Origin of the sequence: Haloarcula sp. NS06 (assembly GCF_051122755.1) — an archaeon.
Taxonomy (GTDB): domain Archaea; phylum Halobacteriota; class Halobacteria; order Halobacteriales; family Haloarculaceae; genus Haloarcula.
In genome coordinates, this window is sequence record NZ_CP184844.1 from 1,416,856 (window position 1) to 1,436,665 (window position 19,810).

Sequence of the window (19,810 nt, forward strand, 5' to 3'; positions counted from 1 at the left end):
TGCAGTGCGACAGTTTAAATCGGGGCAGGACCCAAGCGGGGTGTAATGGACGTTGCGGACCTGCCGGGCGTGCCCGAGTGGCTCCCGGACCACCTGCGCGACGACGGCATCGAGGAGCTGTACCCGCCACAGGCCGAGGCCGTCGAGGCCGGGGTCACCGAGGGGGAGAATCTGGTTGCGTCGATTCCGACGGCGAGCGGGAAGACCCTCATCGCCGAGCTAGCGATGCTCTCCTCGGTTGCCCGCGGCGGGAAAGCGCTGTACATCGTTCCACTGCGAGCGCTGGCCAGCGAGAAGCAGGCTGACTTCGAGGAGTTTGAGCAGTACGGCCTCGACATCGGCGTCTCGACGGGGAACTACGAATCCGAGGGCGGATGGCTCGCGGACAAGGACATCGTCGTCGCCACCAGCGAGAAAGTGGACTCGCTGGTCCGGAACGACGCGCCCTGGATCGAGGACCTCACCTGCGTCGTCACTGACGAGGTCCACCTCGTCGATGACGGCGAACGGGGGCCGACACTGGAGGTGACGCTGGCCAAGCTCCGCCGGCTCAATCCTAACTTACAGACCGTCGCGCTGTCGGCAACTATCGGCAACGCCGAGGCGCTGGCGACGTGGCTCGACGCGGGGCTCGTCGACTCTGACTGGCGGCCAATCGACCTCCAGAAGGGAGTCCACTACGGGCAGGCACTGCACCTCGAAGACGGGAGCCAACAACGCCTCTCGGTGCAGAACAACGAGAAGCAGACCGCGGCTATCGTCCGCGATACGCTGGAAGACGACGGGTCGACGCTGGTGTTCGTCAACTCCCGGCGCAACGCCGAGGCGGCGGCGGGCCGGCTGGCGAACACTGTCCGGCCCCACCTCAGTGCCGAGGAGCGGGACCAGTTGGCTGATATCGCCGAGGAGATCCGGGACGTGAGCGACACGGAAACAAGCGACGACCTCGCGGACGCCGTTGCGGACGGGGCGGCGTTCCACCACGCCGGCCTCTCACGGGGCCACCGCGAACTCGTCGAGGAGGCTTTCCGGGACCGGCTGGTGAAGGTCGTCTGTGCGACGCCGACGCTCGCGGCCGGGGTCAACACGCCCTCCCGGCGCGTCGTCGTCCGCGACTGGCGGCGGTACGACGGCTCGGCCGGCGGGATGGCCCCGCTGTCGGTGCTTGAAGTGCACCAGATGATGGGCCGGGCTGGCCGCCCGGGGCTCGACCCCTACGGCGAGGCGGTACTCATCGCCTCTAGCCACGACGAAGTGGACGAACTGTTCGAACGCTACGTCTGGGCCGATCCGGAACCGGTCCGGTCGAAACTCGCGGCCGAACCGGCCCTGCGGACTCACATCCTCGCGACCGTCGCCTCTGGCTTTGCGCGCTCGCGTGAGGGACTGCTTGAGTTCCTCGAACAGACGCTGTACGCCAGCCAGACCGACGACAGCGGCCAACTCGAACGCGTCGTCGACGACGTACTCACGTACCTCCAGCGCAATGACTTCTTAGAAATCGAAGCTGGCGAACTCGACGCTACCTCGCTGGGCCACACCGTCTCGCGGCTCTATCTGGACCCGATGAGCGCCGCCGAAATCGTCGACGGCCTGCGGGACTGGGAACGGGGTGCCAGCGATAGTACCTCGGCCAGCGGGTCGCCGGCCGAGACGCCCGCGGAGCCGCCGGCTGATAGCGGCTTCACAACCGCCAGCGAACTCGCTGAGGATGCTGACGAGACCGACGACGCCGACGCGGACCCGGACGACATCTCCGCGCTGGGCCTGTACCATCTCGTCTCGCGGACGCCGGATATGTACCAGCTCTATCTCCGCTCGGGCGACCGCGAGGAGTACGAAATGGAACTGTTCGAGCGCGAGGAAGAACTGCTCGGACCTACGCCGTCGGAGTTCGAGGAGGGCCGATTCGAGGACTGGCTCTCGGCGCTGAAGACTGCCCGTCTGCTCGAAGACTGGGCCACGGAGGTCGACGAGGCGACAATTACGGAGCGGTACGGCGTCGGCCCAGGCGACATCCGCGGGAAGGTCGAGACGGCCCAGTGGCTGCTTGGGGCCGCCGAATCGCTGGCCAGCGAGGTCGATCTGGACGCCGCGCGGGCCATCAGTGAGGCCCGCATTCGCGTCGAACACGGCGTCCGAGAGGAACTGGTCAATCTGGCCGGCGTCCGCGGCGTCGGCCGCAAACGTGCTCGGCGGCTGTTCCAGGCCGGCATCACCGACCGCGCACAGCTCCGAGATGCGGACAAGACTGTCGTGCTAGCAGCGCTCCGAGGCCGTCGGAAGACGGCCGAGAACGTGCTGGAGAACGCCGGCCACCGGAACCCGTCGATGGAGGGCATCGAGCCCGCGCCCGATGTTGACCTCGACGACAGTGCAGACGGGGACACGACTGCCGAATCGACAGCCAATGATGACCAGTCCAGTCTGGGTGATTTCTGATGCGGGTCGTCGAAGGCACTGCTGAAATCGGCGACGTGGGCACGTTCGTGGAGACGCTTAGTGAAATTGGCGACAGCCACGGCGTCACGGTGCAGGCATTCGACGCCCGCTACGTCGTAGACCGCACCCATCTCGAACTGGCCGTCGAACTCGCGACCCGGGCCCACGACCGGGGCAACGCCATCGCGGAGGATTTCGGGGTCGAAATCCTGCTGTACGCGGCCGGCCGCCGTCAGATCAACCGCGCGCTGACGATGGGCGTCAGCGAGGGAGCCTGTCCCGTCGTCGCAGTCATCGTCGACCACGAACGGAAAGAAACTCACGTAGGAAAAAGCGAACAGGACGGTATCGAGGCAGCTAAAGACGACGTTCGCGAGGAGCTTACGACGACGTCCACCTTAGGCGAGTACGACGCCGACCGCGTCCGGTCGTTTTTCGACGTGACGGACACCGAACTCGCTGCGACAGCCGGCAACCTTCCCGACGCCGTTCGGGAGCGTGTGGCGTTGCTCCCGGTCGAGAAGTAACGGCAGTATTTTTCCCGACGGACATGCCAGTTCTACACATGGACCCACAGCGGACGGCACGGCAGCGGGCCAGTGAGCGCGCCCGCGCCGTGACGACGTTCGACGAGCGCGAGCAGTCGTGACCGCGCTGGAGACGCCGCTGCAGATAGGTGGCATCGAGGTACCCAACCGACTGTATCGTGCACCGGTACTGGAGTGTGCGGGCAACGGCGCGGCCGCCGTCGACACGCTTATCGACGAACTCGAACCGACGGCAGCCTCCGGTGTCGGCCTCCTCTTCCAGGGGGCGAGCATCGTCACCGACCGTGGCGGTTGTGCCGCGCCGAACATGACGCGGGTTCACGACCCGGCCTTCGTCGAGCGACTTGAACGGCTCACCGGGGCAATTCACGACCACGGCGGTCGCATTTTTCTGCAACTGGCCCACGGCGGCCTCCGAAGCATGGCAACGTGGCACGCCGAATACCGCGAGACCCATCCGGACCAGCGCCAGCTCGCTGTCAGCCGCCCGCCTTGGCAACTCCGGGCGCTTGACCGGCTTGGCCTGATTTCGCTCCAGCCGGATGTGCTCTCGACGAACGAGGTATGGGAACTGGCCGAGCAGTTCGGGCGCTGTGCCGGCTACGCCGTTGACGCGGGCTACGATGGTATCCACCTCTCGGCGGCGAACATGAGCCTGATCCAGCAGTTCCTCTCGCCGTTCTACAACCGCCGGAGCGACGAGTTCCGGGACGGCGTTCGGTTCCTCGAAGCAATCCACAACGCCGTTCGGGAACACGCCGGCAATGTGCCACTGGTCACGAAAGTTCCAGCTGAGACCGCTGCGCCGAGTTTCGTTCGAAGGCACCTAACTCGGAGAGATGGCGTGGCCATTGCGACTCGAGCGGCGGCCATCGGCTATGACGGGCTTGTTCCAGTCAAAGTGTCCCCGTTCTGGGACATGAGCATTGTCCGTGGTGCGTTTCCGGACCGGGCCTGGGACGCGAGTGACCTGCAGGACGACTACGCAGCGGTCTTCGGCGGACGCCTACGAGCGCGTGCCGTTCAGTTGCTTAATCGTCTGCAGGCCCGCCGTTTCAGCCGCGACCCGGGCTGGAACGCCGACTTCTGTCGAGCGGTGCGCGAGCGCGTGGACGTACCGGTTTTGCTGGAGGGCGGTCTTCGAACGCGTGCCGACTGTGACCGGTATCTCGGAGCGACTGGAGCGACCGCCGCCGCTGACGCGGTCGGGATGGCCCGCCCGTTCTACGCCGAACCGCGACTCGGCGCACGCCTGCTCGACGGCGCAGACGCGCTGTGTGAGAGCTGTAACAACTGTACCGTCCCGCAGGTCACCGGCGAACCGGGCCGCTGTCGAACGCCGGCTATCGTCCGCGAGCAGGCCCGACTCCGGCGGGACGGTGCCTACGAGCGAACTGAGTGACCGGCCTTCGATACCGCCGCCACCGTCACTGAGCCGATACAAAGGCTCATACGCGCTCGGTCCCGAACGAGTGCCGATGACTACAGGGATTTCGTCCGAACGCGTCGAGCTGTCTGTCGACGGCGAGGACGTTGACATTCACTACCGGACCGGTGGCGAGGGGCCGCCGATGGTGTTTCTCCACGGTATCGGGCTGGACGCCGCGACCGTCTCGTGGCGACACGCGCTGCCCGCACTTGCGCCGGAGCGAACGGTGTATGCGCTCGACTTGCCGGGCCACGGCGACAGTGACAAGCCCGACCGAACGTACACGACCGACTACTATCTTGAGACGCTGTCCGAGTTTCTCGATGCGCTCGGTATCGAAGAACCCGCTCTGGCTGGCCTCTCGATGGGCGGTGCAATCGCGCTCGGCCACGCGCTCGATGGCGGCCCTGTCGAGCGACTGGTGTTGGTCGACAGCTACGGGCTGGGAGCCGACGCCTACTGGCGAACGGCGGCCAGTAGCGTCTTGCAGACGCCGATACTCGGCAACATGCTCTGGCAGGGCGTCGGATCGTCACAGTCGGCGATCAGAAACAGTCTCCGAAGTATGGGTCCCGGAGAGCCACCCCAGCAACTGGTGGAGGATGTCGATAACGCCGTCGACCGACAGACAGTCCGGGCGATGCGGCGCTGGCAGCGCAGCGAGTTCCAGTGGTGTGGCTTCCGGACCGACTACTCCGACCGGCTGGCGGAGATAGACGTGCCGACGATGCTGATTCACGGGGCCGTCGACCCACTGCTCCCCCGTCGATGGTCCGAGCAGGCGGCTGGAACGGTTACTGATAGCACACTGAAGATCTTCGAGAACTGCGGGCACTGTCCGCCGCGGGAACATCCCGACCGTTTCAACCGAGCGGTGCGAGCGTTCTGCTGAGTTATTCCGGCAGTTCGTCGATGAGGACGACCGCTTCGCCGTCGATGACGACTTCGTCGTCAGCGAGGACGCGTGTGGTCAGCCGGTACTGTTCGTCGCCGAGATCCTCGACGATTTCACATTCGGCAGTGAGCCGGTCGCCGATACGGACCGGGTTGTGGAATTCCAGATCCTGTGAGAGATAGATAGTCAGCCCCGGCAGTCGTGCCAGCGCCGCGCTGATGAGGCTCCCGACGAGCGTCCCGTGGGCGATACGGCCCCGGAAGCGTGTCTGCTCCGCAAACTCGTCGTCTAAGTGCAGCGGGTTTGTATCGCCGCTCGCGGCGGCGAACTGTTGCACGTCGTTTTCCGAGATCGTCTTCGTGAAATCGACGTGGTCGCCGACGCCGAGGCGGCCCGGGTGGTCTTCGGAGATCGAGACGTGCCATTCCGGGAGATCTTCGTTCGGTTCGATACGATCTGCGGGCATTACGCCGTCTTCATCCTCCTGCTGGACGCCAAACGCGGCGAACGCTGCCCGGTTAGCTGCGACGACGCTGTTGAACATATGTGACGATGTTTCAGTCCATGTGTCTAACAGCGGGTTTCGTGGCGATTCAGAACTCATCTGTTCTGGTAGTTTATTGGTCGGAGTATTAAACCTTGGTGTTGGTTTCGCCTCAGCTGTCGATAAAAGCCGTCTAACGGGCGTCAGACGCGTATTTGGGGTTGTAGTTATCGACGCTGCAGGGCGTAGCACGCTCCTCGACGCTCCTGAAACGCTAATACCATCTTCTGCCATTCAATGGTATTCAATGGTTTTCAGCGGAAGGTTTATACTGTTGAGGAGAGTACATGTAGTTGACCGATGGCCGACGAGGATGATGGCCTGATGTGGCCTCCGATGTTCAAGGGGATGCAACAGGCGAGCGAGAACGCGATGGAACAGCAACAGCAGCTGATGAGACAGATGTTCGCCAACGGTGGCATGCCGAGTTTCGATATGAATCAGCTCGGTGCCATGAGTCAGATGGCGACGTTCAAGACCCGCGTGCAGAGCGGGGGTCGGATCAGCATCCCCGATGCGGAGCGAGAGGCGCTGGGCATCGACGAAGGCGATATCGTTCAAGCCGTCGTCCTCCCGGTCACTAACAACAACAGCGAGTAATCCAACAATGGTAGACTACACAACCCCCGTTACGACAGCGTTCGAGATGCAGCGTGCGACGATTGAGCAGAGCCAGAAGGCGCTCGAACAGAGCGTTTCCTTCCAGCAAAACGTCAACAACGCGGTCATCGACAGCCTCGACACACAGGAGTCGGCACAGCGCCGCGGTGTCGAGCTCCAGCAGACCGCGTTCCACAGCTATCTCGACGCGATGGCGTCGACGATGCCCGGCATGACCGAAACTGTCGAGCAGATCCGTGAGACCGTCGACGAGCAGTTCGATTTCCTGCTCGAGAACCACGCCGAGGTCTTCGACAACATGGAAACCGAGCTTGAAGAGGGCGCCGACACCTACGACGAGATGACCGACGAGTACGTTACCGCCGTCAACGATCAGGTCGACATGCTCGTCGAGGCCCACGAGGAACTCGAAGCGCAGTCCGTCGAGGCCGCCGAGCAGTTCGGCGAGCAGCTCGAAGAAGTGCAGGAGCAGGTCGAGGAGATTCAGGAGCAGGTCGAGGAAGTGCAGGCCGAAGCCGCCGACGCTGTCGACGTCGAAGCGTAAAAACGACAGTCGGTTTTTTTGTGCGCCCGCCGCCGAGGTACTATTATGAGTAACACAAACGACATTCAGGAGGAATGGACGGAGATGGTTGAGGAGATGAACAACGCGGTCGCTGACTCGATGGAGCAGAACATGAAGGCCCAGGCGGCTTTCGTGGAATCGTGGGCCGATGCGGTCGAGGATACGATCCCGGAGCAAGAGGACCTTGCCGACGGGATGGATGGCTACAACCGCGCCTACGAGGAGTGGATGGACGCCGCCGAGCAGATGGTCGAGCGTTCGACCGACGCCGCTCGAGGTGAGGACGTCGACCCGGCCGAGTTCCGTGATATCTGGCTGCAGTCCGCCAACGAGGCGTTCAAGCACGTCATGGGCACCTCGGCCTTTGCGGCCGCCAACGGCCAGCTCGTCGAGTCGATGATGGAGATGCAACAGGAAGCGGACGACCTGAGTCAGGACGCTCTGGAACAGATGGGCTTCCCGACACGCGACGACGTTGATGAGGTCGCCGAGCGGCTCGTCGAACTCGAACGCCGCCAGCACGCGGTCGAACAGAAGCTCGACCGCGTCCTCGAACACCTTGAAGAGTAATCATGTCCAGCAATCCGTTCAATCCGTTCGAGGCCGCGCTCAACTGGCAGCGAAAGACGCTGGAGAATATGACCGACGCCGCCGAGACCAGCCAGATCGCTGACGAACGACTGGAGCTGATGGAGTCCGTCGAAGTCGGCCAGACGCCCAGCAACGTCGTCTACGAGGAGAACAAGCTCGAACTCCTCCACTACGACGCCGAAGCCGCCGGCATCGAGGTGCCGGACGAGGAGAAGGAGGACGTGCCGATACTCATCGTCTACGCGCTCATCAACCGGCCGTACATCCTCGACCTGCAGGAAGAGCGGTCGGTCGTCCGACGCCTGCTTGAGGCGGGCCACGACGTGTATCTCATCGACTGGAACGAGCCGTCACGGCTCGACCAGCACCTCACCCTCGATGACTACGTCAATCGCTATATGGACAACTGCGTCGACGTGGTCCGCGACCGCTCCGGGCAGGACGCGATCAACATCCTCGGCTACTGTATGGGCGGGACGATGTCGGTGATGTACACCGCGCTCCACAAGGAGAAAGTTAACACGCTGGGCCTGATGGCTGCTGGGCTGTGCTTCGACCACACTGGCGGCGTCCTCGAAGAGTGGGGGTCCGAGGAGTACTATTCCCCGCAGGATGTCGTCGACACGTTCGGCAACGTCCCCTCGGATATGCTCGACATCGGTTTCGCGCTGATGGACCCGGTTGAGAACTACGTCACGAAGTACATCCGGTTCGCGGAGAACATGGAGAACGAAGGCTTTGTCGAGAACTTCGGCCGGATGGAGCAGTGGCTTGGCGACGGTATTGACGTCGCCGGCGAAGCCTACGTTCAGTTCCTCGAGGACGTGTATCAGGACAACAAACTCTACCGGAACGAACTGGAACTCGACGGTAAGCACGTCGACCTGGACAACATCGACATGCCCGTCCTCCAGCTCATGGGAGAGTACGACCACCTCATCCCGCCGGAGGCCTCCAAGCCGTTCAACGACGTTATCGCCAGCGACGACACGCGAACCATCGAGTTCTCGACGGGCCACATCGGCCTCTCGGTTTCGTCGTCGACGCACGCCGACCTCTGGCCCGAGGTCGCCGAGTGGTACTCCGAGCGTAGCAAAGGGAGCGAAGAAGTCGACATTGAGGTCGAATCCCCCGAGGCGGCTGCAGACGACGCGGTGGACCAGTCGGAACTCACCGACATCGACGTTGACGCGACTGATGATGTCGGTGCCGACGCTACCGAGGATGAAGACGACGCGACCGACGGACCTGCCGATGTCGATAGCGTCTCCGGTATCGGCCCGACATACGCCGACCGTCTGCACGACGCCGGCATCCACAGCGTTGCGGACCTGGCTGAATACGATCCGGCCGAACTGGCCGATATCGCTGAGACCACCGAGTCCCGCGCGCAGGACTGGCTCGACCAGCTGTAATCCGGCGCCGTTTTTCTGTTTCCCGCTGTACGATTAGCCATGCGCGTTTCGGTCATCGGCGGCTCGACAGTCACCGACGAACAGTACCAGCAGGCACGCGAGGCCGGGCGCCGACTCGGTGAGCATGGCCACGATGTCGTCTGTGGCGGCCTCACTGGTGTGATGGAGGCGGTCTGCCGAGGTGCGAGTGAGGCCGGCGGCCACACTATCGGTATCCTCCCAGGCGAGCGCCGGGCCGCCGCAAACGACTACGTCGAGACTGCTATTGCGACCGGGATGGGCAATGCCCGGAACGTCCTCGTCGTGATGAACGGCGCGGCCGTCATCGCTATCGACGGCGGCACCGGGACGCTCTCGGAACTCGGCCACGCCCTCGACATAGACCGGCCGGTCGCCGGACTTGGAACACACCGCCTCGACAGCCCAGTCGGCGACGCTATCGAACACGTTGATACTCCCGCCGAGGCCGTCGAACACGTCGAGTCTGCCGTGCAGTAGCCGCCGTTTCAGTCGAGTATCCGTCTCAGCACCGCCGCAACAACGAGGTTCCCCACGCCGAGCAGCCTGACCCGGCGACGAGACCCCTCTTGTGGCGTAAACTCCACCGACAGTACCCAGCGATAGCCCAGCCGCGCCAGCGACAGTAACAGCCCCGGAACGAGTAGATGGAGCATGCCAGCCAGCGCTGTTCCGGTCCACAGTAGCCGCCGTTCGGGCCGTGTCAGGTCCATACTGTGACAAGGTGCCGCGTCGGTTTGACCGTGGTGCCTGCTTGCGATATGTCTGCTTCATACTCGGGCTAGCCGTTTGGATTGAGGCCACTACTCAAACAGCGTCGACACTAACCCAGGTTGACGATAGAAAATATAGAACCGCGGTGATTGTCGCTTGAATCGACGAGTAGGGCAAGCATCCGGCGCGCTTCGCGCGCCGGTTGAATCGCAGCGAGTGACTACCGCGCCGCGAAGCAGCGCGACAGGGCCCGGGTTTCGTATGTATGGCTTGCCTCGCGGGTCACTTCGTCGTCGGGCGGCGGTGCCGCCCGACTGCCTGCGGGACCTTCGGTCCCGCTCTGTTCCCCGCTCGGCTTACCGAGGTTTCTCCGAAACCTCGCTTACATCATGCCGCCCATACCGCCGCCCATGCCGCCCATGCCGCCGCCCATTCCGCCGGGCGCGCCGCCTGGGCCGCCAGGTCCGCCTTCGTCCTCGTCGTCGTCGCCCTGGCCACCCTTGAGGTCGCCAGCAGCGATGACGTCATCGATGCGGAGGATCATGACGGCTGCTTCGGTTGCGCTTTCGACGGCCTGGGTCTTGACACGGAGGGGCTCGACGACGCCGTCCTCTTCCATGTCGACGACCTCACCGGTGTAGGCGTCAAGCCCGGAGGTGACTGCGCCACCGTCGTGCTTGCTGCGGAGGTCGACCAGCGAGTCGATCGGGTCGAGACCAGCGTTCTCTGCGAGGGTGCGCGGGATGACGTCGATGGCGTCGGCGAAGGCTTCGACGGCGAGCTGTTCGCGCCCACCGACGGAGTCGGCGTGGTCGCGCAGGCCGAGTGCGAGCTGCGTCTCAGGGGCACCGCCGCCGGGCAGGACCTTGCCGTCCTCCAGCGTGGCGGCGACGACGCCGAGCGAGTCCTCGATGGCACGCTCGACTTCGTCGACGACGTGTTCGGTGCCGCCGCGGAGAATCATCGTGACAGCGCGGGCGTCCTCGACGTCCTCGACGAAGATACGCTCGTCGCCAGCGATGTCCTTCTGGGCAACGGAGCCGGCGAAGCCGAGGTCGTCGGCTTCGATGTCGTCGATGTTCGAGATGATGCGCGCGCCGGTCGAGCGCGAGAGCGCCTCGATGTCGGACTTCTTGGCGCGGCGAACAGCGAGAATACCTTCCTGCGCGAGGTAGTGCTGAGCCATGTCGTCGATGCCCTTCTGGCAGAAGACGACATCAGCACCGGCTTCGGCGAGCTTGTCGACCATCTCCTTGAGCTGCTCCTCTTCCTGGTCGAGGAACTGCTGGAGCTGGTCGGGGTCGGTGACGTTGACCTCGGTGTCGAGCTCCGTTTCCGGAACCTCGATGGCCGTGTCGAGCAGGGCCACGTCGGCGTCCTCAACGGCGAACGGCATGTTGTCGTGGACGCGTTCCTTGTCGACGATGACGCCTTCGACGAGTTCGGACTCGTCGGTTGCGCCGCCAACGACGGTTTCGATCTGGATGTTGTCAGTGTCAACGCTGCCGTCGTCGTCGACGACGGACTGTGCGGCGCGGACGACGAGTTCGGCGAGGACGTCCTTGGAGGACTCCGCGCCCTTGCCGGTCATCGCGGTCGCGGCGACCTTTTCGAGGGTCTCCGTGTCGTCAGCGTCGACGTCGATGGCGTTGTCTTCGAGGATTTCCTTGGCCTTCTCGGCGGCCTGGCGGTACCCCTGGGCCAGGATGCTGGCGTGGATGTCTTGGTCGAGGAGTTCCTCGGCCTTCGAGAGGAGTTCGCCGGCCATGACGACCGCCGTGGTCGTACCGTCGCCCACTTCGTCTTCCTGGGTCTGGGCGACCTCGACGATCATGTTGGCGGCGGGGTGCTCGATGTCCATCTCATCAAGGATGGTGACGCCGTCGTTCGTGACGACGACCGAGCCTGAGTTGTCGACGAGCATCTTGTCCATGCCCTTCGGACCCAGAGTCGTCCGAACGGCCTCGGCGACGGCCGTCCCGGCCGTGATGTTCATCGACTGCGCGTCCTTTCCGGATGTCCGCTGGGACTCCTCGGAAAGTACAATCATGGGCTGGTTGCCCATCTGCTGTTGAGCCATAGTCAAACGATGATTGAATGTGATTCTATATAAAAGCTACGGTGGCGGGCGGTGTATCGCCCTATTGCACGCCACACTCGACGGTGTGATACCGTATAACGTGGGTGGTTTATATACCCGTTTAGTGCCGCTTAGCGGCCCATTCCGAACCGACGGTGGCGTAGTTCCGGCGTAATCTGGATGCGGGAGATGTCCTGTCCGGTCCGGTACCAGACGAACGCCGCCCTTGTGAATAGTTCACGACACTCGATACGGACTTCCCGGGGATTGCCATCGGTCCGCTCGTGGATATCTTCGATTGCGGCCCGGGTAAAAAGGTCCGGGGCCTGTCCCTCGTAGGGTTCGTCCCGGAAGTACGCCAGCGAGCGGGCGGCGTACTCGGCCACGTCGTCCGGCGAGAACGGGTCGATACCCTCATAATACCGTAGTCGGGAGTCGAGCGTTCCCCGGATTTCTGCCACCCGCCGTTTCCCCTCCGGTGTCCCGGTGAGGAACAGCCGAACGCCGGCGTCCCCGGCCACCTGCAGCGGCGACAGCAGGTCCGCCTCAAGCACTTCGATCTCATCGACGACCAGCAAGAGCGTCTTGCCGTCCTCGCGCACGCGGCGAACGATTTCGTGGACAGCGTCTTTCGCTTCGGCGGTCGCCCACGGAATCCCATCACGGACCTGCGAGTAATTGCGCTGGTCGATGGAGTAGCCCGCAGCGTAGGCGGCGGTCAGCACCGTCTGATAGAGTTTCCGCGGCGTCGTCTCGCGGGGATTGTCCAGATGCGTGATGACAAAACCCTCGTGTTTCGAGAGGTCACGCAGGACAATTTCACGGAAGGCCGTCTTTCCGGTGCCGTAGGGGCTCACCAGTCCGATGTGCTGGTCCTGCAGGAGCCAAGACGTGACTTGATTCAGCATCTCGGTGTCGTGGCGGACGTACAGCGGTTCAGGCATATGGTCCAGCCCGGCTTCCTCAGTAAACGGGAGGTCCGTCACGGTGTCGGCCGTCCCGCCCAGCGCCTCACCGAAGGCCAGCAGCCGTTGTTCGACCTCCTGTAGCTGGTCCAGTAACACGCCAGCGGCGGCGCTCTCGGAACGTTCTTCCTCCTCGGACCGGAGCGATTCGAGTCGGTCCATTACCTCCGAGACCGACTGTCCCGCGCCGCTAGAACCCGGTTGCTCTGTGTCGTCCACCACGGCTATCTCTCTCAGCCTTACCCGTCCGGCGCGTTATATGTTACGCCCCGGATTTCGAGGAAGATAACGTGACCTGGCCGTCCTGCTTAGAACGGCAGTGGAAACGGAACCGAGCCGTAGGCGTACCCTTCCATGCTGCCGTCCGGTCGAGCACGGAACACGATAGTCGGCGAGTATCCCACGTCTGGCTGTTCGCCGTAGACTCGCCGCCAGTCGTCATCCGGGAAAGAACTGCAGTCGACCACGAGGACCGCACCGGGGTGGGCCGCTAGCTGGTCGCGTGTCTTCGCGTCGCCGGACGCCTTCACCGCACCGACGGCAGTGTCGACCTGCCGCCGGGATGGCGGCCGAGGGCGAGTGACCTCGACGAGCGTGTCTTCGACCCGGAAATCGACGGAGTGGCCGGAGTCCAGTTCGACCTCGGGCCTGATGTCGTTGCCCGCATCGACGAGCAGTTTGGCGACGTTGAACTCGCCCATCGTCGCTCGCATCCGCGAAAGATCAAACCCCTCGCTAGTCCCGAGTTTGCTCGCCATCGTGTAGCGGTAGTCGTCAAGCGCCCCGGTCGCGAGGAAGTCGTCGTAGAACGTCAGTCCATCCTCACGGTCGGCGTCGGGGAAGCCGCCGGCGTGGTCCCGAAAGAACGTCCGTGTCGACTCCCGGCCGTCCTTGGAGAGAAACACGGGCAGGAAAAAGTGCGCCAGCGTCTCGTACTCAGTGAGCCAGGGGTCCTCCACCTCTAGCTGGGCGAATAGTTCGCGCTGGACCCACTCGCTAATCTCGTCGGGCACCTCGTCGAACGTGTACTTCTCCGTCCGCCACAGCGTCTCCGGTGTCTCCGTATTTCCGACCCAGTACGCCCGCTGGCCGTTCCAGCAAAACAGCGCCAGATCGCCGTTGTCCATCTCCAGTCGGCGGGCGGCCCAGCCCTCCGGCGGGGCGAACCACGGTCCGTTCATCGTCGCACCGAAGGTGTTCTGTAACGGTGTCAGCAGGTCCGTCCGGACTCGCTTTTCACTCCATCGCTCGTTCGACTGTCGCAGACGTAAGGGACCAGCCACAGGGTCGTGTAGATGGTCAGTGGTCTTGGGCGTTCCGCCCTGTCGAAACACCCTCTTTGGACCGTTCGACTGCTCTGTTGCCCGTGTGGTACGGTTTCTGTGACCACCGTTACATTGATAGTCACTACCAGCCAAGTTTCACCGTGGTAACCTATGTCGATGGGAGCGTACGACGACGACGAACACGAACGCCGTGAGCGCAAGAACAGCGAGGTCGAACTGGCGGAAGACGATGACCGGAGTACATACCACGGGAGCGTCGACTACGACGGTGACGAGTCGACAGAAGAGTTGCTCGACCAGTTCAAGCAGATTAACTCCGACTGACTGCGGCCGTTCTCGACCGGTAGCGCAATAGCCCGACAGAGACGGCCGTCACCGCTGTGACGGCTAACACATGGCCGATTAGTGCCGCGAGCAGCACCGGCTGGTCGAGCACGAACGGCACGAGTACGAGCTGGAGGACGCCAAAGCCCCAGATCTCTAGGTCGGCCCGTATGAACACCCGTGCTGTCTCGGGGTCGAACCGGTAGCGAGCCGACCGCCACAGACCCGTGACGCTGGCCCACCACCCCGTCCCGATGCGGTAACTCACATCCCAGAGAATGAGCAGTGTCAGGTACACGACCAGTACCGGGGGCTCCGACCCGAACAGTCGGCCCAGTAACGGCATCGAACTGACCTGCGGGTCGAACACAAACAGATGGGTAAGCAGTGCGATGTACGCGAGGACGGACAACACGACTTCGACGTTCGAGGCGAACAGCAGCGCACGGTAGGTCGGTGGCACGTCGATACGCCGGATGAGTGTACTGATTCGCAGCATCTCTGCGCTTCCGATGGTCGCGACGAACACGACGACCGTGCCGGCGATTGCGGCGCTCCAGACCTCGTAGTACCACGACAGGGCGATGATGGCAACCTCGAAAATGAGGAGCTGAATCGCCATCGCCGCCCACGTTGGGAGCCGGATCCCTGGCAGTGCGCCGATGATACTCTCGTACACCCACGTCTCGCCGTACTCGGGGCGGGCGCTGTCGCCGCTCATCTGCCGGCACCACCCGTGGCTGCGGCCGCCTGTGTCGCTTCGCGGCTCCGCGGTTCGCTGAGGGCCAGCCTGACCGCGTCTGCGAACGATGTCGGGTCAACGGCGAACTGTGCCTGCGCAGCCTCGGTGTCTGCGACCACCGGCGTCTTCAGCCCGTGGATGAGCGGGCGGGCGACGCTCGATGGCACATCGGTCATGAGCGCGACCCAGTACGCCGACAGCTTCGGCGTCAACACCGGTATCGGCACGATCGTCGGCTCACCGGTCCCCATGAGTCGCCCCGTCTGCTTCAGGATCTCAGCGTATGTCAGTACCTCCGGCCCGCCGATCTCGTAGGTTTCGCCGGCTGTTTCCGGCTTATCGAGCACGTCGATCAGGTACGCGATGACGTCATCGATAGCGATCGGATGACAGTCTGTCCGCACCCAGCGTGGTGTCAGCATCACGGGCAGTCGCGTCGTTAGCTCGCGTATCATTCGAAAGCTTGCCGAGCCCGCGCCGATGATGATGGCCGCCCGGAACGTCGTCAGGTCGTACCCGCCGTCCCGGAGAATGAACTCGACCTCGCGGCGTGACCGGAGGTGCTCGGACAGCGTCTCGTCGTCCTCGCCGAGGCCGCCGAGGTAGACGACCCGGTCGACACCGGCCTCGTCAGCCGCCCGACGGAAGTTCCGCGCTGCCCGCCGGTCCCGCTCGGCGTAGTCGCTCCCGGCACGCATCGAATGGACCAGATAGTACGCGACATCGACCCCAGAGAGGGCGGCGTCGAAACTGCCCGCGTCGAGCAGGTCGCCCGTCGCCACGTCGACGCCGTCTGGTGGGTCGTACTCGCTCGGGTCGCGAACGAGCGCGCGGACGCTGTGGCCGGCCCCGAGGAGCGCCGGGACGAGATGGCCCCCGACGAACCCTGTCGCACCGGTCACGAGCACATGCATACCCTTCCTGCAGGACGGGACGGGGTTAAAACCGTGGTCTGTTCGTGTCGCCTCTCAGGACTGTCGAACGAGCGGCTCGTACCAGTCACGGTTGTCATGGTACCAGTCGATGAACTTCGCGACCCCCTCCCGAATAGTGTGGTCCGGGTCGTAGCCGAGAAGTTCCTCGGCGCGATCGGTCGCGGCGTGGGTGTGTTCGGCGTCGGCGTCGTGGCGTTCCTCGTAGACTAGATCGAGGTCCGGGTCGATCTGGTCGCGGATCTCCGTCGCGAGCGTCTTGATCTCGATGTTGTCAGTCGACCCGATGTTGACCGCCTTGCCGTCCGCGGCGTCCTCGTGGAGCAACGTCATGTTCGCGTCGATGACGTCCTCGATATAGGTGAAATCTCGCGTTTGCGTGCCATCACCGTAGATAACCGGCGGCTCGCCGTTGTGACACCGGGAGACGAAATTCGAGATTGCCATGTTCGGGCGCATCCGCGGGCCGTACACGGTGAAATAGCGGAGGGCGACGGCGGGGAGGTCGTACACTTCGCTGTAGGCACAGGCGTAGCGCTCGGCGGCGAGCTTCGACGCACCGTAGGGTGAGACGGGGGTCGTGGGGTGTTGCTCGTCGTATGGCAGGTACTGCGGGACGCCGTAGACGGAGGAGGAAGAGGCCATCACGAACCGCTCGATACCTTCGTCGCGGCAGGCGTCGAGGAGGTTCAGCGTGCCGTCGACGTTGACCTCGTCGTACTTTCGTGGGTTCTTGACGCTCGGTCGGACGCCAGCCTGGGCGGCCTGATGATAGACGTAGTCGGCGTCGGCGACGAGGTCCGTCACCAGCTCTGCGTCACGCACGTCGCCCTCGATGAACTCGTAGCTCCCGTCACTGTTCCGGGCGGCGTCCCGCCCCGCTTCGACGTTATGCTGCTTGATATCCAGATCGTAGAACGGGTCGCGGTTGTCGAGCACGACGACATCGTGGCTGTCGGCGGCGAACCGCTGTGCCAGGTGACCGCCGATAAACCCGGCACCCCCTGTGACCAATATTTGCATTATCTGAATGGTGCCCGTCGGGCGACAAAAGTATGCCGAGAGTTAATGACGCTGAACTGTTCGAAGGGGCCAGCTACCTTGAAGTGTATACAGTGCATAAACGTCGGAAATGGCTTCCAGAGCCTGCGATGGGTGTGATACGAACGTTTCGATAGCTGGCGGCATTGCCAACATCTGGTCGCAGGAGTCCAGACCGACTGAGGGCATCGTCCTCGAACTCGGCGACGACACGGAGCATTTCCTCTGCTATGACTGTATCGACCGGCTACCCGACGATCAGGAAGTGACTGCGGCGGATGTGGCCGCCCTCTAACGTCATCACGTCTCCCGTTCGGGTCTTGGCGTCCACTGTGTCACGCGCTCGTCGATTCTGAGATGGCCGTCGCGCCAGCGAACGTATGCCAATATCAGAAGCCCTCCGATGACAGCAAAGACAGTGAAGACGACCCCTTCCTCGCCGACCCATCGAGGTGGACCGACGATTTCGACGGCGAACAGTTCGGGGGTCTGCTGTGAGTGGCCGAGACCGAACACCGCGCTCTGGGTGAAGTTGTACCAGACGTGAAAGCCGATCGGGAGCGCGAGGTCGCCGGTGAGTACGTACGCACCGCTCAAGACGAGTCCGGCGAGTAGGTAGTAGCCGTACTGGCTCGGGTGATCGATCTTCCCGCCGTGCAGGAAGGCAAAGACGAGCGCACTCAGGAGCACCGCGAGCCCGACCGCCGCCCACCGCGGAACCAGTTCATCTGCCCCCTCGACGAGGTTCTTCAGCATCGCACCGCGGAAGACGACTTCCTCCCACGCTGCTGCGAGAGCAATGTAGCCGAAGACGACGACCATCGCCGGGAGGAACGGGAGGTCGCCGGCCCCCTCCGCGACCCCGACAACCGTGGCCCAGCCCGCACCGACAGCGACGGCGAGCGCGCCGGCGTTGATGACGGTCGCTATCGCGCCACCGACGGCGAACGACCGCCACCAGCGGCGGTCGAGTGACAGCCCGTACTCGCCGACGGAGCGGCGGTCGAGGAGACGAGCACTGACGAACACAGTGGCGACGAGAATCGCCCCGATCCCGGCCGCTTCGATCGGTTCTCGGACCGGATGTGTGAACCGTGATCGAACGACAGACTGTAGCGCCGCGAGGACCAGAAACGACAACACCGCCGGAAGCACTGCACGCAGCGGCGCTCTGACCCTCCTGTCTGCACTGTTCCAGACCGGCCAGCGGAGTCCCGAGGCGGCCCGCTCGACCACGCTCGCGGTCGCTTGGCTGTCTCTTTGCTCCGGTGAACTCGGTGACATAGATGGACTGCCGGCCGGAGCAGACGTATCACCGCGGGCACCGCTTCCGGGTTGGAAGCCGGTGAGACTTTTTATTGTACTCCGCTCGCTGGAGCGACTATGGACGCGGTCGGCGACGACGAACTGCTCGCGCTACTCGAAGACGAGTACGCGCGGGCCATCATCGCTGAACTCACTACTGGACCGATGTCTGTCTCTGAACTCTGTACGGCCTGCGAGATGTCTGATCCGACGGCGTACCGCCGCCTCGACCGACTGGAGGCCGCCGACCTCGTCGCCGAACGGCAGGCCGTCGACCCTGATGGCCACCACTACAAGCGCTACGTCGCGACCGTCGAGGACGTGACGGTCACGTTCGCCGACGGGACGTACGACATCGCTGTCACGCGGTCCTCGCAGGACCCGGCGGACCGATTCACCGACCTGTTTGAGGGGCTGTCCTGAGATGCTCGCGACACTACTACAGATACGCACGGGCTGGACCGATCCGGGCATCGCGCTGGCCGTTATCGCGCTCTCGCTCGTCACAGTTGCACTTTCGGCCGCCATCGCCGTCGTCTTGATCCGTGGCTACCGCCGCGGCCCCGGCCGGACCGGCATGCTGACCCTCGCTGTCGGGCTTCTCCTACTCACGACTGTCCCGGAAACCCTCCGTATCGTGCTCCCCACGGCCACTGCCGTCGGTACCGTCGGGCGCTCGCTCCTCGTGAGTGCCTGCGAACTGTCCGGACTCGGAACGATTCTCTGGACCGTTTACGGCGGTGAGTCGTCGTGACGGTGGTCCTCGACTTGCTCGCGCCGGATCTCGTCGCGGAACTCTCGCGGGCCCTGACAGCCGCCGTCGGACTGTTCGTCGCATCGCTGGCCTATCGCGGCTACCGGCGCAACGACGCGTCGAAGATGCGATGGCTCGCCGTTGGTATCGCGTCGCTGACTGCCGGCGTTTACGCCGCCGTCACCGTCGCTGACTGGGCGGGTGCCGGAGAAGGGGTCGTGTTACTCGTCAGGGGGCTCGTGACCGTTGCAGGGCTCTGTGCCGTGCTGTACGCGCTGCTTGTCGAGTGAGTGTCGATAAGAACAAGTGTCAGATACGGTCGCTGATCGACCGGAAATCTGCCCTAGTTGCGGACGACGTTCGTCGCGCGGGGGCCCTTGTCGGCCTGTTCAATGTCGAATTCGATTTCCTCGCCTTCTTCGAGGTCAGGGCCGCCAACGTCTTCCATGTGGAAGAAAACGTCATCGTCCGCGTCCTCAGTCGAGATGAAACCGTAACCGCCTGTGTCGTTGAAGAAATCAACCTTACCGTTTGCCATTGCAAATATACGTACAGGGGGTATATGTATAAGCATTCCGAGAGTAGAAGTACCACGACCG

The 19,810-nt window shown here is 63.6% G+C and carries 24 protein-coding genes; 14 read left to right on the plus strand and 10 right to left on the minus strand.

All coding sequences use genetic code 11. From position 1 onward, the window contains the following. Positions 1-45: 45 nt before the first annotated feature. The 4 genes from ACODNH_RS11095 to ACODNH_RS11110 all read left to right on the plus strand — a co-directional run bounded on the left by ACODNH_RS11095 (position 46) and on the right by ACODNH_RS11110 (position 5,311). Positions 46-2,442: an ATP-dependent DNA helicase gene (locus tag ACODNH_RS11095; RefSeq protein WP_434531373.1), complete on the plus strand. Its 2,397-nt coding sequence runs from the start codon at positions 46-48 to the stop codon at positions 2,440-2,442. Continuing rightward, positions 2,442-2,969 carry a KEOPS complex subunit Cgi121 gene (cgi121, locus tag ACODNH_RS11100; RefSeq protein ID WP_434531374.1) on the plus strand — a complete coding sequence of 176 codons (528 nt, stop codon included), beginning with the start codon at positions 2,442-2,444 and terminating at the stop codon, positions 2,967-2,969. Before ACODNH_RS11095 ends, cgi121 begins: the two co-directional genes overlap by 1 nt. 118 nt (positions 2,970-3,087) lie before the next feature. After that, complete coding sequence (locus ACODNH_RS11105; RefSeq protein ID WP_434531375.1) at positions 3,088-4,392, plus strand: NADH:flavin oxidoreductase; 1,305 nt, start codon at positions 3,088-3,090, stop codon at positions 4,390-4,392. A 76-nt stretch (positions 4,393-4,468) separates the two neighbouring features. Continuing rightward, positions 4,469-5,311: an alpha/beta fold hydrolase gene (locus ACODNH_RS11110; RefSeq protein WP_434531376.1), complete on the plus strand. Its 843-nt coding sequence runs from the start codon at positions 4,469-4,471 to the stop codon at positions 5,309-5,311. 1 nt (position 5,312) lies between these two features. Here ACODNH_RS11110 and ACODNH_RS11115 read toward each other — a convergent pair whose 3' ends face one another. Continuing rightward, entirely contained in the window at positions 5,313-5,858 is a 546-nt protein-coding gene (locus ACODNH_RS11115) for a MaoC family dehydratase (protein ID WP_434531440.1), read from the minus strand. 300 nt (positions 5,859-6,158) lie between these two features. Here ACODNH_RS11115 and ACODNH_RS11120 point away from each other — a divergent pair, with 300 nt between their 5' ends. From ACODNH_RS11120 to ACODNH_RS11140, 5 genes are read left to right on the plus strand one after another with little or no spacing between them, the layout of a single operon-like run. Further along, positions 6,159-6,458 (plus strand): AbrB/MazE/SpoVT family DNA-binding domain-containing protein, encoded by a 300-nt coding sequence (locus ACODNH_RS11120; protein WP_434531377.1) that lies wholly within the window; start codon positions 6,159-6,161, stop codon positions 6,456-6,458. A gap of 7 nt (positions 6,459-6,465) precedes the next feature. After that, positions 6,466-7,023, plus strand: coding sequence for a hypothetical protein (locus ACODNH_RS11125; RefSeq protein ID WP_151101217.1), 558 nt, complete (start codon positions 6,466-6,468; stop codon positions 7,021-7,023). A 45-nt stretch (positions 7,024-7,068) separates the two neighbouring features. Further along, on the plus strand, positions 7,069-7,614 hold the full coding sequence (locus ACODNH_RS11130; RefSeq protein ID WP_306710281.1) for a poly(R)-hydroxyalkanoic acid synthase subunit PhaE: 546 nt from the start codon (positions 7,069-7,071) through the stop codon (positions 7,612-7,614). A gap of 2 nt (positions 7,615-7,616) precedes the next feature. Continuing rightward, entirely contained in the window at positions 7,617-9,050 is a 1,434-nt protein-coding gene (gene phaC, locus ACODNH_RS11135) for a poly(3-hydroxyalkanoate) polymerase subunit PhaC (RefSeq protein ID WP_306710283.1), read from the plus strand. A 39-nt stretch (positions 9,051-9,089) separates the two neighbouring features. Then, positions 9,090-9,548: a TIGR00725 family protein gene (locus tag ACODNH_RS11140; RefSeq protein ID WP_306710285.1), complete on the plus strand. Its 459-nt coding sequence runs from the start codon at positions 9,090-9,092 to the stop codon at positions 9,546-9,548. A gap of 8 nt (positions 9,549-9,556) precedes the next feature. Here the strand turns inward: ACODNH_RS11140 and ACODNH_RS11145 are convergent, their stop codons facing one another. The 4 genes from ACODNH_RS11145 to ACODNH_RS11160 all read right to left on the minus strand — a co-directional run bounded on the left by ACODNH_RS11145 (position 9,557) and on the right by ACODNH_RS11160 (position 14,110). Beyond that, positions 9,557-9,781, minus strand: a complete 225-nt coding sequence (locus ACODNH_RS11145) for a hypothetical protein (RefSeq protein ID WP_306710287.1) — start codon at positions 9,779-9,781, stop codon at positions 9,557-9,559. A 383-nt stretch (positions 9,782-10,164) separates the two neighbouring features. Next, positions 10,165-11,847: a thermosome subunit alpha gene (gene thsA / locus ACODNH_RS11150; protein WP_306710486.1), complete on the minus strand. Its 1,683-nt coding sequence runs from the start codon at positions 11,845-11,847 to the stop codon at positions 10,165-10,167. Between the two features lie 146 nt (positions 11,848-11,993). Then, the gene (locus ACODNH_RS11155) at positions 11,994-12,989 is read right to left on the minus strand and encodes an AAA family ATPase (protein ID WP_434531378.1); all 996 of its coding nucleotides are present in this window, start codon (positions 12,987-12,989) and stop codon (positions 11,994-11,996) included. Between the two features lie 146 nt (positions 12,990-13,135). Beyond that, on the minus strand, positions 13,136-14,110 hold the full coding sequence (locus ACODNH_RS11160) for a DUF5784 family protein (protein ID WP_170096455.1): 975 nt from the start codon (positions 14,108-14,110) through the stop codon (positions 13,136-13,138). Between the two features lie 153 nt (positions 14,111-14,263). Here ACODNH_RS11160 and ACODNH_RS11165 point away from each other — a divergent pair, with 153 nt between their 5' ends. Beyond that, positions 14,264-14,437: a DUF5786 family protein gene (locus tag ACODNH_RS11165; protein ID WP_306710291.1), complete on the plus strand. Its 174-nt coding sequence runs from the start codon at positions 14,264-14,266 to the stop codon at positions 14,435-14,437. Here the strand turns inward: ACODNH_RS11165 and ACODNH_RS11170 are convergent. Genes ACODNH_RS11170 through ACODNH_RS11180 form a run of 3 tightly spaced genes read right to left on the minus strand, consistent with a single transcriptional unit; the run spans position 14,424 to position 17,134 of the window. Next, positions 14,424-15,158, minus strand: a complete 735-nt coding sequence (locus ACODNH_RS11170) for a DUF7530 family protein (protein ID WP_306710293.1) — start codon at positions 15,156-15,158, stop codon at positions 14,424-14,426. The two genes, ACODNH_RS11165 and ACODNH_RS11170, sit on opposite strands and share 14 nt — an antisense overlap. Beyond that, positions 15,155-16,093, minus strand: a complete 939-nt coding sequence (locus ACODNH_RS11175) for an NmrA family NAD(P)-binding protein (protein WP_434531379.1) — start codon at positions 16,091-16,093, stop codon at positions 15,155-15,157. Before ACODNH_RS11175 ends, ACODNH_RS11170 begins: the two co-directional genes overlap by 4 nt. Before the next feature lie 54 nt (positions 16,094-16,147). Next, positions 16,148-17,134: an NAD-dependent epimerase/dehydratase family protein gene (locus ACODNH_RS11180; protein ID WP_306710297.1), complete on the minus strand. Its 987-nt coding sequence runs from the start codon at positions 17,132-17,134 to the stop codon at positions 16,148-16,150. Between the two features lie 109 nt (positions 17,135-17,243). Here ACODNH_RS11180 and ACODNH_RS11185 point away from each other — a divergent pair, with 109 nt between their 5' ends. Beyond that, positions 17,244-17,447, plus strand: coding sequence for a DUF7561 family protein (locus ACODNH_RS11185; RefSeq protein ID WP_004590055.1), 204 nt, complete (start codon positions 17,244-17,246; stop codon positions 17,445-17,447). Between the two features lie 5 nt (positions 17,448-17,452). Here the strand turns inward: ACODNH_RS11185 and ACODNH_RS11190 are convergent, their stop codons facing one another. Then, entirely contained in the window at positions 17,453-18,436 is a 984-nt protein-coding gene (locus ACODNH_RS11190; protein WP_434531380.1) for a lysostaphin resistance A-like protein, read from the minus strand. Between the two features lie 99 nt (positions 18,437-18,535). On the opposite strand from ACODNH_RS11190, the gene ACODNH_RS11195 reads away from it, so the two are divergent. From ACODNH_RS11195 to ACODNH_RS11205, 3 genes are read left to right on the plus strand one after another with little or no spacing between them, the layout of a single operon-like run. After that, a complete protein-coding gene (locus ACODNH_RS11195) occupies positions 18,536-18,880 on the plus strand; it encodes an ArsR/SmtB family transcription factor (protein WP_058993288.1) in 345 nt (114 codons plus the stop codon). 1 nt (position 18,881) lies between these two features. Next, on the plus strand, positions 18,882-19,211 hold the full coding sequence (locus ACODNH_RS11200) for a hypothetical protein (RefSeq protein WP_306710303.1): 330 nt from the start codon (positions 18,882-18,884) through the stop codon (positions 19,209-19,211). Next, complete coding sequence (locus ACODNH_RS11205; protein WP_306710305.1) at positions 19,208-19,501, plus strand: DUF7521 family protein; 294 nt, start codon at positions 19,208-19,210, stop codon at positions 19,499-19,501. The genes ACODNH_RS11200 and ACODNH_RS11205 overlap by 4 nt, the downstream gene beginning before the upstream one ends. Positions 19,502-19,554: 53 nt before the next feature. Here ACODNH_RS11205 and ACODNH_RS11210 read toward each other — a convergent pair whose 3' ends face one another. Next, complete coding sequence (locus ACODNH_RS11210; protein ID WP_004516469.1) at positions 19,555-19,749, minus strand: cold-shock protein; 195 nt, start codon at positions 19,747-19,749, stop codon at positions 19,555-19,557. Positions 19,750-19,810: the final 61 nt, after the last annotated feature.

Coding starts and splice junctions, on each gene's coding strand:
- ACODNH_RS11095 (WP_434531373.1), top strand. CDS start 46: ATGGACGTTGCGGACCTGCCGGGCGTGCCCGAGTGGCTCCCGGACCAC.
- ACODNH_RS11130 (WP_306710281.1), top strand. CDS start 7,069: ATGAGTAACACAAACGACATTCAGGAGGAATGGACGGAGATGGTTGAG.
- ACODNH_RS11175 (WP_434531379.1), bottom strand. CDS start 16,093: ATGCATGTGCTCGTGACCGGTGCGACAGGGTTCGTCGGGGGCCATCTC.
- ACODNH_RS11110 (WP_434531376.1), top strand. CDS start 4,469: ATGACTACAGGGATTTCGTCCGAACGCGTCGAGCTGTCTGTCGACGGC.
- thsA (WP_306710486.1), bottom strand. CDS start 11,847: ATGGGCAACCAGCCCATGATTGTACTTTCCGAGGAGTCCCAGCGGACA.
- ACODNH_RS11185 (WP_004590055.1), top strand. CDS start 17,244: ATGGCTTCCAGAGCCTGCGATGGGTGTGATACGAACGTTTCGATAGCT.
- ACODNH_RS11190 (WP_434531380.1), bottom strand. CDS start 18,436: ATGTCACCGAGTTCACCGGAGCAAAGAGACAGCCAAGCGACCGCGAGC.
- ACODNH_RS11145 (WP_306710287.1), bottom strand. CDS start 9,781: ATGGACCTGACACGGCCCGAACGGCGGCTACTGTGGACCGGAACAGCG.
- ACODNH_RS11140 (WP_306710285.1), top strand. CDS start 9,090: ATGCGCGTTTCGGTCATCGGCGGCTCGACAGTCACCGACGAACAGTAC.
- ACODNH_RS11170 (WP_306710293.1), bottom strand. CDS start 15,158: ATGAGCGGCGACAGCGCCCGCCCCGAGTACGGCGAGACGTGGGTGTAC.
- ACODNH_RS11210 (WP_004516469.1), bottom strand. CDS start 19,749: ATGGCAAACGGTAAGGTTGATTTCTTCAACGACACAGGCGGTTACGGT.
- ACODNH_RS11155 (WP_434531378.1), bottom strand. CDS start 12,989: ATGGACCGACTCGAATCGCTCCGGTCCGAGGAGGAAGAACGTTCCGAG.
- phaC (WP_306710283.1), top strand. CDS start 7,617: ATGTCCAGCAATCCGTTCAATCCGTTCGAGGCCGCGCTCAACTGGCAG.
- ACODNH_RS11200 (WP_306710303.1), top strand. CDS start 18,882: ATGCTCGCGACACTACTACAGATACGCACGGGCTGGACCGATCCGGGC.
- ACODNH_RS11120 (WP_434531377.1), top strand. CDS start 6,159: ATGGCCGACGAGGATGATGGCCTGATGTGGCCTCCGATGTTCAAGGGG.
- ACODNH_RS11165 (WP_306710291.1), top strand. CDS start 14,264: ATGTCGATGGGAGCGTACGACGACGACGAACACGAACGCCGTGAGCGC.
- ACODNH_RS11180 (WP_306710297.1), bottom strand. CDS start 17,134: ATGCAAATATTGGTCACAGGGGGTGCCGGGTTTATCGGCGGTCACCTG.
- ACODNH_RS11115 (WP_434531440.1), bottom strand. CDS start 5,858: ATGTTCAACAGCGTCGTCGCAGCTAACCGGGCAGCGTTCGCCGCGTTT.
- cgi121 (WP_434531374.1), top strand. CDS start 2,442: ATGCGGGTCGTCGAAGGCACTGCTGAAATCGGCGACGTGGGCACGTTC.
- ACODNH_RS11195 (WP_058993288.1), top strand. CDS start 18,536: ATGGACGCGGTCGGCGACGACGAACTGCTCGCGCTACTCGAAGACGAG.
- ACODNH_RS11125 (WP_151101217.1), top strand. CDS start 6,466: ATGGTAGACTACACAACCCCCGTTACGACAGCGTTCGAGATGCAGCGT.